This is a genomic window from Archangium violaceum Cb vi76, from assembly GCF_000733295.1.
Lineage (GTDB): Bacteria > Myxococcota > Myxococcia > Myxococcales > Myxococcaceae > Archangium > Archangium violaceum.
Window position 1 is genome coordinate 1 of record NZ_JPMI01000027.1, and the last position, 14,332, is coordinate 14,332.

A 14,332-nucleotide genomic window follows, 5' to 3' on the forward strand; every position below is an offset into this window, starting at 1 on the left:
CCCAGAAAAAATGCTTTGGAGGCAAGCCCGATCCGGGCCACAACACTGCGATGACCCAACTCGAAGATGGCCTTGCGGATATCAAGGCTCTTGAAGCGAAGAATTGCGCCCCGGGTCATCCAATGTCGGAATTGTGAGTCATGTCGAAAGAACTCTTCACAGCGATCGAGCAGCACGATACGTCCCGGGTCAAGGCGCTGCTGGCTGCGGGGGCCAATCCGAACGAGCCGCAGCCGGAGCCGCCGGGGTTGCGTCCGCTGCAAGTGGCCATTTACGAACTCTCCGATGGGGGCGAACTCGACGTGCTCCTGGCGCTTCTTGAGCACGGCGCGGACGTCAACGCGTGGGATGTCGAGCGGGACAGGACCCCCTTGTTGGTAGCGGCCTGCGAAGACGAATTGGCGGCAGTCGAAGCGCTCGTGAAGGCGGGGGCCGATCCCAACGTGTGCAGCCGCGACGGCATCACGCCGCTGCGGACGTCTGCGGAGGTTGGCAATCTGGACATGGCCTCGCTCCTCCTGGGCGCGGGGGCGACTCGGACAATCAACGACTGGGGAGGGCTGACCGGATACACCGCGCTCGGGCACGCGGCACGCCGGCTGGACCTTCCGATGATCAAGCTGCTTCTCGACGCGGGCGCCGATCCGAAGGCCCCGGACGAGGACGGTCGACCCGCCCACTACCGTCTGCCGCCGCGCGCTGAATCCGATCCCCAGACGTGGGACGCCGCGTTCGAGTTGCTCGGAGGAGCGAAGGACCGCATGCCGTTGTAGAACGGAGGTCGTGAGCCTCGGGCTCACGGGCACGCCGCTCGACTTGGACAACCCCGCGCATCTGGATGCGCTCGAACGGGCCCACGAGCGCTTCCCGGAGATTGGCGGGCGTGCAGCCCCTTGAGGCACGGCTCGCGCTGGCCGTGCTCAGGGCCCCGACTGCTGGCTCACCGGGAACTCGACGTTCCCGAGGGTGAAGGTGCGCGGCCCGGTTGCTTCCCACAGCTTGAGGGTGCAGGGGCTGGTGAGTGTCAACGTAGTTGTCGCGAGAAGCTGACTCAAGCAGTTGGCCGCATCGGCTGGCACGACCTACGGCACACCTACGGCAGCCACCTCGCCATGAGGGGGATACCGCTGACGGTCATCAAGGAGCTGATGGGGCACGCGACCATCGACATGACGGAGCGCTACGCCCACCTGAGCCCGGACACGCGCAGAGAGGCGGTCGGGGTTCTCGACCGGCCCTCTGCGCCCGCGTGCGACATACGTGCAACACGGATGGAGGACGCTGCCAACCACCCGTAAGCACGGCGTAAAAAAGTGGAGGCGGCGGGAATCGAACCCGCCGCCGGGCTCCCCAGAGCGAGCCTGGCGGAGTCTTGTGGAAGCCTGTCGGTAGCGTGTCCCCTGGCGAGGTGTGGCTGAGAGGGGCAGGTGGGGGAATGCGGGCAGTTATTGCTGTAGGAAGATCGCCGCGTCCGTGAGCGGACGCGGCGATCCGCACGACCTGCTTCGGCGAGAGGTCAGGGAAGCTCGACCGCCCCCGCAGTACAGCGCTCGGCGCGCGGCTGGCCACGCTGGTCGGTAGATGGGCATCCGGTGCCGAGGCCACGCGCGGGATTGGTCGCGCCGGGGACCAGGGTCTCCGTGTCGCCCCCGTGGTAGCCAAGCCCGCCGAGCAGTGGATCCGCCACCAGCGGCGAGGCCGTGCACTCCGCGCCGCCCGGCCACTCCAGGTTGCCTTGGCCGGCATGCGTCTCGTTGCAGCCCGGGACCCACATGGCGGTGTTCCCCGCGATGAGCGTGTTCTGGAGCGTCAGGCCGCCCCCGAAGATCGCGCCGGCGATCTGGTCCCGCGCCGTGGAGCGGTTGTTGGCGATGGTGCAGTTGAGCAAGGTGCCGCCGCGCAGGTCGCTCAGCCAGAGGCCTCCGCCATTGCTCCCGAATGCAGTGTTCTCGGCAACTGTCACGTTGGTGAGCTGGACATCACTCGTGTGGAGCCAGAGCCCGCCGTTGTAGAACGCCTTGTTGCGCGAGACCGTGCTGTTCGTCATGCGCAGCGTCAGCCCCTGCAGGTACATCCCGCCCGCGTTGCCTGAGTCCGTCGCCGTCACCCGGTTCGCATCGACCGTGGCCCGGTCCATGGTGAACGTACCGTTGTTGTGGTTCGACACGCGGAAGAACCCACCGCCGATCGCGCCGGCCTCGTTGCCTGTCATCCGCACGCCGCAGAGGGTCGTGACCTCGTCGGCACCATCCATGTAGATGGCGCCTCCGCAGCCCCCATTGCCCGGGTTTCCGCCGTACCCCGTTGCGGCGTTGCCGGTGAAGGTGGAGTTGATGAGGGTGAGGTCGCCGTTGAGGCTGCCCACCGCGCCCCCGTTGCTCGCGGCATTGTCGATGAAGGTGCTGCCTACGATGACCGTCTCGCCGCCCCCGAAGCCGTAGATGGCTCCGCCGGCGATGTCCTGACCGGGGGACGGAGCCCGGTTCCCGACGAAGGTGCACCCGATGACCTTCAGGCTGCCCCCGTCCCGGTAGATGGCGCCGCCGCCGACCGCGGTGTCTTCACCCCCGCCGGCACTGCGTCCGTCGCGAAAGGTGAGCCGCTGCACGACCAGCAGTGGCCCGGTCACGTCGTACGCGGAGTCGAGCAGGAGGATGCGCGACGTGCCGCCGCCACTGAGCGTGATGCGACCGCCGCCGTCGAGCACCGCCGCCTTGGTGAAGGTGATGGGAGAGGAGACGGTCAGCGTTACCGGGAACTCGCCGCAGTTGAAGACAATCACGCCCCCGCGAGTGGCTGCCGCCTGGAGTGCCGCCGCCGTGCAGCTCTCCGCGGTACCGTCGCCCACCACGGTGGTCGGGGTGGAGACGTCCACCAGCGCAGGCGCCTCGCAGCTCGCAGGCTGGGGCTCGAGCCCTCCATCGGGCCACGTCCCCCCGTCCCCTGACGTCCCAGCGTCGGACCGCGTGCCACCGTCGGCGTCCGTCCCCGGTACGGACGGGCAGGCGATGAGCAGCGTCACCGAGAGGAGGAAGGGGAGGAAGGACGCTCGCACAGGACACCTCGGAAGGGGGACAGCGGGCATTGGGATGTTCAGAGAGGAGGGCGCTTACGGCGAGGGCAGGATGCCGAGCTGGAACGTGCCGCACTCCGTGTCGTAACCGTCCACGCTGATGAGCAGCGTCTGCCCGGCGGCCACGCTCACGGTCACGGAGGACTGGAGTGTCTCGCCCGTGTCATCGTTGCACCCGAACAAGACACCGGAGGCCGGGGCCGACACCTCGAGGCTCGTGTCGTAGTTGGACCCATTCGTAGTGAACACGAAGGTCCCCGCGGAGGGCGCGGTCCAGGAGAACGAGACATCCGGTGCCAGGGCGTTGTTGGTGCAGCTCGGAGTGACCTGTCTCAGCGCATTGCAGGTGGAGCCCTGGGTGACGAGGGCGCCCGTGACCGAGCCCAGGTCCGCGGGGAAGGGCACGAATCGGGGCTCGCGGCCGTTCGCCTTGTCGCCGGCCATGAAGAAGAGCCGATCTCCCACCCTGGCCAGCGAGTTGGGATCGGACGAATCGGGACCGGGGACGACGTCGAGCCGCCGGAAGGTGCCCGCCGCGGTCCCATCGGTCTGCCACAGCTCCGCGCCGCCAGCCGGGTCCACACCCGGGAAGAGCGCCAGGCCACGGTCCGCCACTCCGAGGATGCTGACCAGGTCCCCACCCGTGGCGCTCACTCCGTTGCCCGGACCTGGCGTCAGGTCCACCAGCAGGCTCGTTCCCACCTCCGTGCCGTCGGTGCGCCACAGCTCCCAGCCGTGGGTCTCGTCATAGGCGGCGAAGACCATCTTCGAGCCCACGGGCGTGAGTGAATGCGGGCTGGAGTGTCCTGGCCCAGGCTGGATGTCCTTGAGCAGGAACGTCCCGGCCGCCGTGCCATCGCTCCGCCACAGCTCGTAACCGTGCGGCCAGTCACCCGCGAGGAAGTAGAACAGGCCCTGCTGGGGAGCCGGGTAGGCTACCGCGACGCTCTCGAGCCCGTCCTTGACGAGGACTGTTCCGCTCGCCGTCCCGTCGCTCTTCCAGAGTTGCACCACGCCGTACCCATCCCCGGTGCCGAAGAACAGGGTTCCATTCACGGCGGTGAGGTGTTCGAGGTAGGAGTACGTGCCCCCCAGTGGAATCTTCACCAGGCTCGTGCCGCCCACGGTCCCGTCACTCTTCCACAGCCCGGGGGCATGCACGTCATCGCGGGCCTCGAAGTAGAGCGCTCCGCCCATGACGGCGAGTTCGGCGACGTTGCCGGAGGAGCCTCCGCTCTTGATGAGGACGGTGCCCGCCTCGGTCCCGTCGCTGCGCCACAGCGACATGCCATTGACGCTGTCATAGGCCGTGAAGAACAGGGTCCCGTTCAGCTCGACGAGCTCATCGATGTAGGAACCGTCCGGACCCGGGTTGATGTCGCTGACGAGTGCCGTCCCGTAGGCGGTGCCATTGCTCTTCCAGAGCTCGAGCCCATGGACCCCATCGTCCGCGGAGAAGAAGAGGGTCTGTCCCACACGGACCGCGCCGGTCCGTGAACGGTACGGAGTCTCGGAGCCCAGCTGAGCGAAGGTCCTGAGCAGGAACGTACCTGCCGAAGTGCCATCGCTCTTCCAGAGCGACTCACCCGGGGTCTCATCTGTGGCGACGAAAAAGACGCTGTCTCCCACGACGGCGAGCGCTTGGGAGCGGGCCTGGGAGCCGCGCGTGCCCGTCCACAGGCCCATCATCTCCCGAGTCGTCTTGGCGGTTCCTGTTGTCCTCCAGGTGAGTTGCGGGACGGAATCATCAGGGAACTCCGGCAGGGCGAAGAACAGCGCACTGCCCACGGGGGTCAGGAAGTGGGGCTTCTCGAACCAGGGAGACTCCGTCTCGGACCAGCTCTTCAGGGACACGGTGCCCGCGGCCGCGCCATCGCTGCGCCACAGGGAGCGAGTGCCCGTGGAGACCGAGGCGGTGAAGTAGAGCCCGCCGTTCCAGGAGAAGAACTCTCCGGGCTTCGAGCCGGCCGAGCCCGTGACCAGCTCCTTCACCAGGAGCGTGCCCGCGGCCGTGCCATCGCTCGTCCACAGCTCGCTGCCGGAGGCCGCCTCGGTCGCGGCGAAGTAGAGCGACGTGCCGTGCGCGGTGAGCCCGCTCGGACCACCGCTGAAGCCGCGGACCTGGGTCGTCGTCGTGCCATTGCTCTCCCACAGTGCCCCGCCGGACGAGAAGAAGAGGGTGCCGTTGACCGCTACCATCTCGGAGATCTGCGAGGACTGCGTGGACACGGGGACGGTGCCCGCGGGCGTTCCGTCGCTCTTCCACAGTGTCTTCTCCGCGACGAGAAAGAGCGTGCCCCCCACCTGGGTGAGGCGCTCCGGAGCGTAGTAGCTGCGGCTCAGGGTGAACGTCGTGAGGCGCACGGCCCCGCCCGCGTCCAGCTTCCACAACTCGGGCTTGTTCGTGGCGTCCCTCGCGGTGAAGAACAAGGTGTTGCCCACGGCGAGCAGCTTGAGGTCGTCGGCAATCCCTAGCGACTGGACGAGCACGGTCCCCGCCTCGGTGCCATCGCTCTTCCAGAGCCGCAGCTCGCCCTCCTGTTCGTAGATGAAGAACACCGTCCCGCCCGCCTGGGTCATGGTGGTGATCTTGTCCGACTCGACGACCTTGGGCAGGCGCTTCACCAGGACCGTCCCGGCCGCGGTGCCGTCGCTCTTCCAGAGCGCATCCGTGGTGAGATCGCTCCAGCCCTCGCTCCGGGCCGCGAAGAAGACCGCGCCCTGGGAGTGCGTCAGGAACCTGGGCGTCGAACTGGCCAGGCCCGGGGCAACATCCTTCACGAGAGATGTGCCCGCCTCGGTCCCATCGCTCCGCCACAGCTCGCTGCCGTGCAGTTCGTCGCTCGCGGTGAAGAGCGTCACGCTGCTCGACAGGGGCGCGAACCCGGACTTGAGCTGCGGAAACCGCGCCGGCCGGGTGTTGATGTCCCGGACTCCGGGAGTGCCCAGGTTCAGCTCCGCGCGCGTGGTGCGAGGAGCCAGCTCTCGAACGGCCTCCTCCCACTGGGTGTCACTGCAGCCGCCAAGGACGGCAAACGTCCAGGCAAGCAGGGCCCGAATCGGTCTTGTTGCTTTCAATGGATGTCTCCCGACATGGGGAGCGAGTGCAGACGAGTGAGGGATTCTCCCACCTGACCCTCGCTTCCAGAAGAGGGCGGATTTTACCCTGACAGGGTGTCAGACGACTCGTAGGAAGCGATTCATGGGCGGCGAGGTGTCGGGAATGCTTCCTCCGGTGGAGGCGGCGGGAATCGAAACCGCCGCAGCCGGTGCCGCGTGTGACATGGCCATTTCAAATGCCTGAAAGGACCCAGCAGGTGCCCCCGGATGAAGACCGTGAACGAGGTGGAGACGCTCGAACGCCTGTACGTTGGAGGGGGGCCCACACCTGTCAGCCCCGGGGATGGGCCGAGTGTCACCTCCCCAGGGCAAATGCTGGGACAACGCCGTGGTCGAGAGATTCCCGCCGCTTCCACTGGCGGGTCCGAATTGAGGGCTTGACGACCAATAAGCGCTGGCTTATCTATCGAACATGCAGAGCGCGGCCGAACTCGAAAACAAGATCTTCCAGGCGTTGGCGGACCCCAGCCGTCGGGCGATCTTCGAGTCGCTCACGCGTGGCGAAGCCGCGGTGAAGGACCTCACGGCGCGTTTCGACATCTCTCAGCCGGCGATCTCGCAGCACCTCGCCACGCTGAAAGACGCCGGTCTGGTGACAGGCCGGCGCGATGGGCGCTGCGTCTACTACCGGGTGGAGCCGCAAGGAATGAAGCCACTCATCGACTGGATCTCCCACTACCGCGACTTCTGGACGGAGCGCGTGGATCGCCTCGAACAACTGCTCGAGAAAATGGACCAATGAGCACCATCGACAAGACCGCCCCATCACAAACCGCGGCCATCTCATTCGAATTCGATTTGCATCACCCACCGGAGAAGGTGTGGCGAGCGCTGACCATCCCCGAGCTCCTCAACGAGTGGCTTCTCCCCATCGTCGAGCTCAAGCTCGAACCGGGGTCCGCATTCACCTTCAAGGCGCAGCCGCAACCCGGCTGGGACGGGACCGTGAACTGCCGGTTCCTCGAGATCGAAAAGCACAAGAAGCTCAGCTACGCGTGGGTCGTCGGCGACTTCATCGACACCGTCGTGACCTTCACCCTGACGCCCACGGCGTCGGGCACCCGGTTGTTCTTGGAGCAGTCTGGCTTCAGGCCTGACCAGAAGCAGAACTTCGGTGGTGCACGCTACGGATGGAAGATGATGGGCGGGAAGCTCGTCGACCTGCTCGGGAGGATCTCATGAACTGGACCAGATTGATTCGCGAAACCCACCGCTGGCTGTCCATTGCCTTCACGTTGGCTGTCATTGCCAACATCGTCGCCATGATTACCCAGAAGCCCGGCGCGGAAGCGGGACAGAGTCAGTCCGCCATGCTGGTGGGATTGCTGGCGCTGTTCCCTCTCATTCTGCTCCTCTTCTCCGGTCTGTATTTGTTCGCGCTGCCGTATGTGGCCAGGTGGCGCAGGGCCAACGCACCGGCGGTCGGGAGCGAGCAGCACCCATGATCGCACCCGGAGCGAAGGCGATGCCCGGCAAGACGACGAAGAAAACCGCGGCCAAGAAGACGACCTCGAGCAAGAAGACCGCGACGGTCGCGAAGAAGCCCGCCGCCAGGCGTGTCGCGACGAAGGCGGCGAAGCCGAGCAAGGCCGCCGCCAGGTCATCAGACCCGATGAGCGCGTCCGAGCGGATCGACCAGAGAATCGCGAGCCTGGGCGATTGGCGAGGGGTGAGGTTGGCCGAAATCCGCAAGCTCATCCACGAGGTCGACCCCGAAGTGGTCGAAGACTGGAAGTGGATGGGCACTCCCGTGTGGTCGCACAACGGGATGTACGTTCTCGCCAACCCTCACAAGGACAAGGTGAAGATCACGTTCTTCCACGGAGCCCAGCTCCCCGACCCCAAGAAGCTCTTCAACGGGGGTCGCGAGGGGGGAAAGTGGCGGGCGATCGACCTTCGCGAGGGCGACAAGCTCGACACGACGGCACTCAAGGCGTTGCTGCGCGCGGCGGTGGATTACAACACCTCGCACCCGGTGCCGAAGAGCAAGGGATCGAGAGCGTAGAACGCGCGCGAAGCGTCCGCGCAAGCAGAGTCCCTTGCCGAAGCCTGGCATATTGCGGAGAGTCCGGTCATGACGACTCCCGCCATCGTGGAAATCGGCCACCGGGACCACGCACTGCAAGCCGCCTTCTGTGACTACGTGCCGCAAGTCTTCCGCACCGTGGACTTCCGGCGCTGGCGCGAATGGGGTGAGTGGAACGATGACTACCGCGCCTTCGCCGTGCTCGACGAAGGACGTGTGGTGGCCAACGCGTCGGTGATGAGGATGCGGCTGTGTGTCGGTGACCGCGAGCTCACCGGCTACCAGCTCGGCGCGGTCGGCTGCGTGCCCTCCCACCGTGGCCGGGGGTTGTCCCGGGTGGTGATGCAGGCGGCGCTCGACGCCTGCGGCGCGGCTCCCGTGCTGCTGTTCGCCAACGAGAACGTGACGGGCTTCTATCCCCGCTTCGGCTTCATCCCCTGGAAGCAGGAGCTGTTCGGCGCCGCGTTCCATGCGACGCCGGGAGGCGAGCCCGCGCCGGTACTCGAGCTGGCCGAGCCCTCCATCCGCGCGGGACTGGTCTCCCTGTCGGACGAGGGGCTCGCGGTGACCGGGCGCTTCGGCGCTCGAGGCCATGCGAGGATCGCGAGCTGGTATGCGGCGAATGCCTTCTCCCGGCCGCTGCGCCAGTTGAGCGCCGGGGCCTGGGTGTTCGCCGGGGTCGAGAACGGCACGCTGTATATCGACGACATCTTCGCCCGCGAGCCCTTCGACCTGCGCCCCCACATCCCGAGGTTGGTCGATCAGCCCATCACCGCGCTCCACTTCGGCTTCACGCCCGAGCGCTGGTGGCCCCAGGCGAGCGTCCTTGGCGAGGACCCGGAGGCCTGGCTCTTCGTCCGCAACCTGGTGCCACCACCCGGGCCCCACCGCTTTCCGGTGATGGCACGAACCTGATGCGCTCCCGGCTGGCTACGACCGCCGCTCCACGAGCCGGGCGAGCTGCTCCATGACGGTGCCCCACCCGTCGTGGAAGCCCATCTTTTCATGCATCGTCCGATCGGCGTTGCTCTTGTGCATCACGTGGGCGACATAGTCGGTGCCCTGCGGATGCTCCCGCAGGGTGATGATCGCGGTCATGAAGGGCTCCTCCGCGGGCCGCCATCCACCCACCAGGGAATTCGTGAAGACGAGCCGCTCGAGCTCGTCGATGGCGAGAAAGCAACCCCGCAGATGTGGCACGAAGTCGCCACCGTTCTCGCTGAGCAGGGTGACGAGAGAACCACCGGGACGGAGCTCCATCTCCTGGACCTTGCAGCGGGCCGGAGCGGGAACCCACCACTGCTCGAAGCTCGCGCGGTCCGTCCAGGCACGCCAGATGGCCGACCGGGGCGCCTTGATGATTCGCGAGATCGTCAGGTCGAGTTCTGGATTCACGGAGGGACTCATTCTGGTTCTTCCTTTTTCTGGAGGGTGGTGACAAACGACTCGAGCCGGTCGGTACGGCCTTCCCAGAGGGAACGCTGTTCGGCCAGCCATGTCTCGACAGCGGCGAATGGCTTCTTTTGAAGAGCGCAGGTCCGCACGCGGCCTTCCTTGTGCGTCCGGATCCATCCGCTCTCCTCGAGGAGCTGGATGTGTTTCATGAAGGACGGCAAGGCCATGTCGAAAGGCTTCGCCAGCTCGCTGATGCTCGCGGGGCCCTTGCCCAGCCGTCCCAACACCGCTCGGCGAGTGGGGTCGGCCAACGCCTGGAAGATGCCATTCAGCTGCTCCGAATGCTGAGCCATGGGGCTAAGTATGGTGACGGATGAAACTTAGCGCAAGGGCTAAGTTTAGAGCGCCTGCTCACCGGGCAGCCGCAAGCCCACGGGAAGGAGGTAACAAGGCCGACGAATCAGAGCGCGCGCGGGACGAAGTCTCGTAGTGCGCCGAGACGTCACACACGGAAACGGACGTTACTTCCGTAACACCGTAACATGCCGGGCAGATGACGCTCCGCCTCCTCCGAGCCCGCCCGTGAAGCCCTTCCTCCACGTCCACGCCCTGCGGCTGCGCCATAGCTGGAAGTTCATCCTTCTGGCGGCCGTGCTCTCCACCGCCTTCGCCGCGCTCTGCCAGCGGTACGATCTGCTGCGGATGAGCGAGGCCGAGCTCGGCGTCTACGACCAGGGCCTCACCTTCTTCACCCGAGGCCATCCGCGCTCGAGGGACGTGGTCATCGTCGGCATCGACGACAAGACGCTGCAGGGCATCCGGGACAACGAGACGTACGTCCGCAACTACGGCGTCTACCCGTACTCGCGCAACCTGTGGGCGCGCGTCTTCGAGCACCTCGTGGACGAGGGCGCCCGGGCCATCGTCTTCGACGGTGTGATGGACGAGCGGGGCACCGACGAGAGCAACGACCTGGCACTCGCCCAGGTGCTGGAGGAACGCGGCATTCCCCTCACGCTCGGCTTCAGCATCAACGCCGGCCAGCCCACCCTGCCCCGGGTGGAGCCCGTCAACCGGCTGCCCCACCGGCCCACGCCGCCCGCGCCGGAGGTCCGCCCGGCCGCCGTGGAGGCCGGGGAAGAGGACTTCGACGAGTTCACCGGCACGGAGGGCCCTCCGCCCTTGAAGCCGGAGGAGGTGGCCCGGGCACTCGCCTTCCCCGTGCACCACCCCGGACTGGCGCTGCCCTCGCTGGAGCAGAAGCCGGGCGACACGGGCTCCCGGCTCATGCGCTACCCCGTCACGCCCCTGCCCGGACTGGTGCGTGCCACGCCGGGCTTCGGGCTCGTCCTGCAGGAAGAGGACGGGGACGGGCGCCTGCGCCGCACCCGCTTCGCCTACTCGGACGGAGCCAACACCTACGCCACGCTGTCGCTGGCCGCGGTGGCGGACATCCTGGGCGCGGAGCGGATCGAACTGACGCCGGGCAGGCTGCGGATCGGCTCCCGCGAGCTGCCCATCAACGCGGACGGCAGCGCCGAGCTGGACTTCGGCGGCACGTGGACGGAGCGCTTCGAGGCGCTGAGCGTCTACGCGGTGCTGGAGGACTGGGCCCGCCGTCAGCAGCACCAGCGCGAGGGCACGCCCTACGTGCCCGTCATCCCCGAGGGCACCTTCCGCGGCAAGGTGGTGCTGGTGGGCGGGCTCTCGGTGGGCACCAGCGACGTGAAGGCCACGCCCTTCCAGAGCAGTGCGCCCGGCCTCGTCAAGCACGCGGTGATGCTGGAGTCCCTCCTGTCCGGAGGCTTCATCACCCAGGCCCCCTACCCGGCCTCCCTGCTGCTCACCTTCCTCGTGGCGCTCTTCTCCGTGGCCCTCGTCACCCTGGTGCGCCTGCCCATGCTGGAGCTCGCCTGGCCGCTGCTGCTCTTCTTCGGCTTCTTCCTCGTCACCGGCCTGTTCCTCGAGCACGGCCGGCTTCACCTGCTGAGCGCCATGCCCATCTACGCGGGGGAGCTCGCCGCCCTGTCCGCGGTGGCCTTCAACCACATGTTCGCCAACCGCGAGCGCGAGCGGCTCCGCCTGTCCTTCAACCGCTTCCTGGACAAGACGCTGGTGGATCAGCTCGTGGAGCAGCAGAAGCTGCCCTCGCTGGAGGGCGAGACGCGGGAGATCACCGCCTTCTTCTCCGACATCCGCGGCTTCTCCTCCTTCAGCGAGCGCTTCAAGGATGACCCGAAGGCACTGGGGGCCCTGCTCAACCGCTACCTCACCCGGGTGAGCGAGGTGTTGATGGCGCACGGGGCCTGCCTGGACAAGTACATCGGCGACGCGGTGGTGTGCCTCTTCGGCGCACCGCTGAACATCCCGGACCACGCGGTGCGGGCCTGCCATGCGGCGCTCGCCGTGCGCGACGAGGTGGACGCCCTGCGCGCCGAGTTCCAGAAGGAGGGCCTGCCCGACGTCTACACCCGCATCGGCCTCAACTCGGCGGAGATGTTCGTGGGCAACTTCGGCAGCGAGCACCTGCTGGACTACACCGCCATCGGGGACGGGATGAACCTCGCCGCCCGGCTGGAGGGCGCCAACAAGGCCTATGACACCACCATCATGATCGGCCCGCTCACCTACGCGATGGCGCGCGAGCACATCGAGGCGCGGGAGCTGGACCGGGTGCGGGTGGCCGGCAAGCAGGAGGCGGTGACCGTGTACGAGCTGCTGGCGCGCGCCGGAGCACTGCCCGCGGCGAAGCGCGCCACCGTGGAGCGCTACCACCAGGCCCTCGCGCTCTACCGGGAGGCCCGCTTCGAGGAGGCGATCCACCTGCTGAAGGAGGCGCTCGCGGCGGACCCGGAGGATGGTCCCAGCCGGGCCCTGCTTGCGCGGTGCGAACGTTACGCGTTGAATCCCCCTTCCCTCCCCTTCGATGGGGTGGTGAGCCTGGAGAAGTGACCGTGAGCCTCGAGAAACTTCCTCCCCTGCTCGCGCTGGTGTGCCTGGCCGTCCCCGGTACCGCCCTGGCCGTGAAGCCCGGGGGCACGCTGTACATCAAGGCGAAGAACACCCACTTGAAGGCCTCGAGCAGCCCCACCGCGGACACGCTCGTGGTGCTGCAACCCGGCAAGGAGGTGACGTACGACAGCCGGGAGGGCAAGACGCCCTGGTACAAGGTGACGGTGCCGGTGGACAAGAAGGGCCCCGTCCAGGGCTTCGTCTACCAGGCCAACCTCTCCGTCTCGCCGCCCTCGCTGGAGGTCACCAGCAAGAGCCCGGACAAGCCGCTGTCCCCCGAGGCTTTCGCCTCCTCGGGAGCGGCCGTCAAGGCGCTGGGGCCCGGAGCCATCGCGTATGGCAAGACGCTGAGCCGGCCCGACAGCGTCCAGCAGCTCATCGCGCTCGAGTCGCTCGCCGCCTCCATCGACACGGCCCAGGTGGCCGAGTACGCCCGCGCGGGAGGGCTGCCCGAGGTGGTGGGCCGTCCCCAGGTGGCGCGCCGTTCCCCCGCCAAGAAGAAGGGAGGGAAGTGATGGCACGGCGCCAGGTGACCACCCTCGTGGCGTGCCTGCTGCTGGGCGGCCTTGCTGGCTGCGCCGCCCTGCGCCGGGTGGTGGGCCAGTCCCATGGCGATCTGGGGCAGCTCGCGAGGCAGTCGGAGGAAGCGGATCTCCGCGCCGACGCCATGCAGAAGGATTGCGACGCGCTGAAGGCCCGCGCCATCTCCTACGAAGAGGAGAACGCCTTCGGCGGCGCGGTGAGCGTCGACTGGGTGAGCCGGGGAGGAGGGCTCACGCGCCGGACGGGTGCCAAGGCGCTGCACGTGCAGCTCAACAAGATTGGCAAGAACCTCGCGGCCCAGTCCAGCCGGCCAGGACTGCCCTGGACGTTCGGCGTGCTCCAGTCCGACGGCGTCAACGCGGTGAGCGGGCCCGGCGGCTACGTCTTCGTGTCCGAGGGCCTGCTCGCGCAGCTGGACAACGAGGCCCAGCTCGCGGGCGTGCTGGCACATGAGATCGCCCACATCACCGGCAAGCACGCGATGCGGGAGTACCAGCGGTACCTCGTGGAGCAGTGCGAGGACGGAGTGTCCAACGAGCGGTCGAAGCCCTTGAAGCAGTTCGGAGAGGACAAGGTGCAGGAGCTCGGCCGCGCGGTGGGCGGACTCGGGCAGATGATTCCCTCCGCCGAGCTGCGCGGCCTGTTCAACCAGCTCGCCACCCAGGCGAACTTCGACTTCAACACGCTGAGCCAGAAGGCGATCCAGGCCATCACCCACGGGGTGGTCGCGCGTCTGAGTGAGAAGGGCTTCGGCGAGGAGGACGAGTACACCGCCGACACCGAGGCCGTGGAGCTGATGGCGGCCGCGGGCTACGCGCCCGAGGAATACGTGGCCTTCCTGTCGAAGCTGCCAGACAAGGGGCTGTCCACCGAGCACCCGCGCAAAGACAAGCGCCAGATCCGGCTCCGGGCCCATCTGGCGGCGCTGCGCGAGCGCTCCTCGGACACCGACTTCCTCACGTCCGTGGACCTCTCCCAGACGAAGGTCGTCCCCCTGCGAGACGCGCTCCGGACGAAACCGGCGGCCGTTCCCGCCACCCGCTGAACGGGGGACGTCCCCTCCGGCCGCCTCCGCCGGGACTCCCACCCTCCCACCCGCGCGCCCCCACCTGCCCGCCCCACCAGGCAGGGCACATGCTCCCGCCAAGCTCCCACGAAATTCC

14 protein-coding genes and 1 pseudogene are annotated in these 14,332 nt (G+C 67.5%); 11 read left to right on the forward strand and 4 right to left on the reverse strand.

The window, feature by feature from the left end; translation table 11 throughout:
- Nucleotides 1-140 precede the first annotated feature (140 nt).
- From Q664_RS51565 to Q664_RS05000, 3 genes and pseudogenes are all read left to right on the forward strand, one after another.
- Nucleotides 141-773 (forward strand): ankyrin repeat domain-containing protein, encoded by a 633-nt coding sequence (locus Q664_RS51565; protein ID WP_052517683.1) that lies wholly within the window; start codon nucleotides 141-143, stop codon nucleotides 771-773.
- Between the two features lie 10 nt (nucleotides 774-783).
- Nucleotides 784-897, forward strand: coding sequence for a DUF5953 family protein (locus Q664_RS60575; RefSeq protein ID WP_235216562.1), 114 nt, complete (start codon nucleotides 784-786; stop codon nucleotides 895-897).
- 158 nt (nucleotides 898-1,055) lie between these two features.
- A pseudogene (locus tag Q664_RS05000) lies at nucleotides 1,056-1,298 on the forward strand (tyrosine-type recombinase/integrase); the annotation flags it as partial.
- A gap of 218 nt (nucleotides 1,299-1,516) precedes the next feature.
- Here Q664_RS05000 and Q664_RS51570 read toward each other — a convergent pair.
- Both Q664_RS51570 and Q664_RS60580 read right to left on the reverse strand, forming a co-directional pair.
- A complete protein-coding gene (locus tag Q664_RS51570) occupies nucleotides 1,517-3,055 on the reverse strand; it encodes a right-handed parallel beta-helix repeat-containing protein (RefSeq protein WP_052517684.1) in 1,539 nt (512 codons plus the stop codon).
- 54 nt (nucleotides 3,056-3,109) lie between these two features.
- Nucleotides 3,110-6,151, reverse strand: coding sequence for an ELWxxDGT repeat protein (locus tag Q664_RS60580; protein WP_084609529.1), 3,042 nt, complete (start codon nucleotides 6,149-6,151; stop codon nucleotides 3,110-3,112).
- A 454-nt stretch (nucleotides 6,152-6,605) separates the two neighbouring features.
- Between Q664_RS60580 and Q664_RS05015 the strand changes: the two genes are divergently transcribed.
- The 5 genes from Q664_RS05015 (at nucleotide 6,606) to Q664_RS05035 (ending at nucleotide 9,134) form a co-directional block, all read left to right on the forward strand.
- On the forward strand, nucleotides 6,606-6,935 hold the full coding sequence (locus tag Q664_RS05015) for an ArsR/SmtB family transcription factor (RefSeq protein WP_043390393.1): 330 nt from the start codon (nucleotides 6,606-6,608) through the stop codon (nucleotides 6,933-6,935).
- On the forward strand, nucleotides 6,932-7,375 hold the full coding sequence (locus tag Q664_RS05020; RefSeq protein ID WP_043390395.1) for an SRPBCC family protein: 444 nt from the start codon (nucleotides 6,932-6,934) through the stop codon (nucleotides 7,373-7,375). The genes Q664_RS05015 and Q664_RS05020 overlap by 4 nt, the downstream gene beginning before the upstream one ends.
- The gene (locus tag Q664_RS05025; RefSeq protein ID WP_043390396.1) at nucleotides 7,372-7,638 is read left to right on the forward strand and encodes a hypothetical protein; all 267 of its coding nucleotides are present in this window, start codon (nucleotides 7,372-7,374) and stop codon (nucleotides 7,636-7,638) included. Before Q664_RS05020 ends, Q664_RS05025 begins: the two co-directional genes overlap by 4 nt.
- Nucleotides 7,635-8,198: a DUF1801 domain-containing protein gene (locus tag Q664_RS05030; RefSeq protein ID WP_235216563.1), complete on the forward strand. Its 564-nt coding sequence runs from the start codon at nucleotides 7,635-7,637 to the stop codon at nucleotides 8,196-8,198. Before Q664_RS05025 ends, Q664_RS05030 begins: the two co-directional genes overlap by 4 nt.
- 69 nt (nucleotides 8,199-8,267) lie before the next feature.
- On the forward strand, nucleotides 8,268-9,134 hold the full coding sequence (locus tag Q664_RS05035) for a GNAT family N-acetyltransferase (RefSeq protein WP_043390399.1): 867 nt from the start codon (nucleotides 8,268-8,270) through the stop codon (nucleotides 9,132-9,134).
- Nucleotides 9,135-9,149: 15 nt separating this feature from the next.
- On the opposite strand, the gene Q664_RS05040 is transcribed toward Q664_RS05035, so the two are convergent.
- Both Q664_RS05040 and Q664_RS05045 read right to left on the reverse strand, forming a co-directional pair.
- Nucleotides 9,150-9,614: an SRPBCC family protein gene (locus Q664_RS05040; RefSeq protein WP_235216564.1), complete on the reverse strand. Its 465-nt coding sequence runs from the start codon at nucleotides 9,612-9,614 to the stop codon at nucleotides 9,150-9,152.
- Nucleotides 9,615-9,622: 8 nt separating this feature from the next.
- Nucleotides 9,623-9,967: an ArsR/SmtB family transcription factor gene (locus tag Q664_RS05045; RefSeq protein ID WP_043390404.1), complete on the reverse strand. Its 345-nt coding sequence runs from the start codon at nucleotides 9,965-9,967 to the stop codon at nucleotides 9,623-9,625.
- Between the two features lie 229 nt (nucleotides 9,968-10,196).
- On the opposite strand from Q664_RS05045, the gene Q664_RS05050 reads away from it, so the two are divergent.
- The 3 genes from Q664_RS05050 to Q664_RS05060 are packed head-to-tail and all read left to right on the forward strand — an operon-like array spanning nucleotide 10,197 to nucleotide 14,214.
- Nucleotides 10,197-12,566, forward strand: coding sequence for a CHASE2 domain-containing protein (locus tag Q664_RS05050; RefSeq protein WP_043390407.1), 2,370 nt, complete (start codon nucleotides 10,197-10,199; stop codon nucleotides 12,564-12,566).
- 2 nt (nucleotides 12,567-12,568) lie between these two features.
- Nucleotides 12,569-13,141, forward strand: coding sequence for a hypothetical protein (locus Q664_RS05055; RefSeq protein ID WP_043390409.1), 573 nt, complete (start codon nucleotides 12,569-12,571; stop codon nucleotides 13,139-13,141).
- Nucleotides 13,141-14,214: a M48 family metalloprotease gene (locus Q664_RS05060; RefSeq protein WP_052517685.1), complete on the forward strand. Its 1,074-nt coding sequence runs from the start codon at nucleotides 13,141-13,143 to the stop codon at nucleotides 14,212-14,214. Before Q664_RS05055 ends, Q664_RS05060 begins: the two co-directional genes overlap by 1 nt.
- The last annotated feature ends 118 nt before the right edge of the window (nucleotides 14,215-14,332 follow it).

Bases quoted from the DNA above. Each gene is read 5' to 3' on its own strand.
- Q664_RS51565 (WP_052517683.1), top strand. From the start codon at position 141: ATGTCGAAAGAACTCTTCACAGCGATCGAGCAGCACGATACGTCCCGG.
- Q664_RS05015 (WP_043390393.1), top strand. From the start codon at position 6,606: ATGCAGAGCGCGGCCGAACTCGAAAACAAGATCTTCCAGGCGTTGGCG.
- Q664_RS05020 (WP_043390395.1), top strand. From the start codon at position 6,932: ATGAGCACCATCGACAAGACCGCCCCATCACAAACCGCGGCCATCTCA.
- Q664_RS05025 (WP_043390396.1), top strand. From the start codon at position 7,372: ATGAACTGGACCAGATTGATTCGCGAAACCCACCGCTGGCTGTCCATT.
- Q664_RS05030 (WP_235216563.1), top strand. From the start codon at position 7,635: ATGATCGCACCCGGAGCGAAGGCGATGCCCGGCAAGACGACGAAGAAA.
- Q664_RS05035 (WP_043390399.1), top strand. From the start codon at position 8,268: ATGACGACTCCCGCCATCGTGGAAATCGGCCACCGGGACCACGCACTG.
- Q664_RS05045 (WP_043390404.1), bottom strand. From the start codon at position 9,967: ATGGCTCAGCATTCGGAGCAGCTGAATGGCATCTTCCAGGCGTTGGCC.
- Q664_RS05060 (WP_052517685.1), top strand. From the start codon at position 13,141: ATGGCACGGCGCCAGGTGACCACCCTCGTGGCGTGCCTGCTGCTGGGC.